The 1,751-nt window shown below is 55.5% G+C and carries 2 rRNA genes; both read left to right on the top strand.

What is annotated here, in order from left to right:
* Positions 1-81 (top strand): 16S ribosomal RNA (locus tag ACIA5C_RS48600); the annotation flags it as partial.
* A gap of 386 nt (positions 82-467) precedes the next feature.
* Positions 468-1,751, top strand: a 23S ribosomal RNA gene (locus ACIA5C_RS48595); the annotation flags it as partial.

The following is a 1,751-nucleotide window of genomic DNA, read 5'->3' as shown; positions in this document are numbered from 1 at the left end:
CCGTCGAAGGTGGGGCTGGCGATTGGGACGAAGTCGTAACAAGGTAGCCGTACCGGAAGGTGCGGCTGGATCACCTCCTTTCTAAGGAGCAACTATCCGTCGAAAGACGGACAGTAGCCCGCACTGCCCGAATGTGGTGGTGGGGTGCTCAAAGGCGGAGACACTGGCCAGTCTGAACCGGCAACGGTTTTTCGGATGAGTACAGTCGGCTTTGCCGGCAGGGAAAACTCCGGGAAATGCGGCCGATAAGGGCGACAAAAGATAGCACCCTGTTGGGTCCTGAAAGAACAACCGAAGGCCGGCAACGCCGGCGCCTGTGAGGTTATCTCCGGGTTGTTGTTTTTCAGCGCCAGGCATGACCTGGCTCCTCATACCGGCCGTGGATGCGGTGTTGGTGGGGAGTGTGGGGTTGTGGGTTGGTCGTTGGTTGAGAATTGCACAGTGGACGCGAGCATCTTGTTTTCTGTGGTTAAGTTGTCAAGGGCGAACGGTGGATGCCTTGGCACCAGGAGCCGATGAAGGACGTGGGAGGCCGCGATAGGCCTGGGGGAGCTGTCAACCTAGCTGTGATCCCAGGGTGTCCGAATGGGGAAACCTGGCACGAGTCATGTCGTGTCATCCATGCCTGAATACATAGGGTATGTGAGGGGAACGCCGGGAAGTGAAACATCTCAGTACCGGTAGGAAGAGAAAACAACAGTGATTCCGTGAGTAGTGGCGAGCGAAAGCGGATCTAGCCTAAACCGGTGGCGTGTGATACCTGTCAGGGGTTACGTCGTCGGGGTTGTGGGACTTTTCGTGGGGGATCTGACAGTCTTCCGAGGAGTTATAAAACTTTGGGTTAGTTGAATGGTGTGGGAAAGCCAACCGTAGAGGGTGAGAGTCCCGTAGACGAAAATTCAGAGTCTTCTTGAAGAGCACCCGAGTAGCAGCGGACTCCTAGAATCTGCTGTGAATCTGCCAGGACCACCTGGTAAGGCTGAATACTTCCTGGTGACCGATAGCGGACGAGTACCGTGAGGGAATGGTGAAAAGTACCCCGGGAGGGGAGTGAAATAGTACCTGAAACCGTTCGCCTACAATCCGTCAGAGCCTTAGTGGCAGTAATGCTGCGGGGTGATGGCGTGCCTTTTGAAGAATGAGCCTGCGAGTTAGTGGCACGTGGCGAGGTTAACCCGGGTGGGGTAGCCGTAGCGAAAGCGAGTCTGAAGAGGGCGTTGAGTCGCGTGTTCTAGACCCGAAGCGGGGTGATCTAGCCATGGGCAGGTTGAAGCGTGGGTAAGACTGCGTGGAGGACCGAACCCACCAACGTTGAAAAGTTGGGGGATGACCTGTGGTTAGGGGTGAAAGGCCAATCAAACTCCGTGATAGCTGGTTCTCCCCGAAATGCATTTAGGTGCAGCGTCGTGTGTTTCTTGCCGGAGGTAGAGCACTGGATGGTCTAGGGGCCCTACAAGGTTACTGAAATCAGCCAAACTCCGAATGCCGGTAAGTGAGAGCGCGGCAGTGAGACTGCGGGGGATAAGCTTCGTAGTCGAGAGGGAAACAGCCCAGATCACCAGCTAAGGCCCCTAAGCGTGTGCTAAGTGGAAAAGGATGTGGGATCGCTTAGACAACCAGGAGGTTGGCTTAGAAGCAGCCATCCTTTAAAGAGTGCGTAATAGCTCACTGGTCAAGTGGTTCCGCGCCGACAATGTAGCGGGGCTCAAGTACACCGCCGAAGCTGTGGCACTCACATATTAACTCGGTAT

Source organism: Actinoplanes sp. NPDC051343 (assembly GCF_044455125.1).
Lineage (GTDB): Bacteria > Actinomycetota > Actinomycetes > Mycobacteriales > Micromonosporaceae > Actinoplanes.
This window is presented reverse-complemented; position numbering and strand designations above follow the sequence as displayed.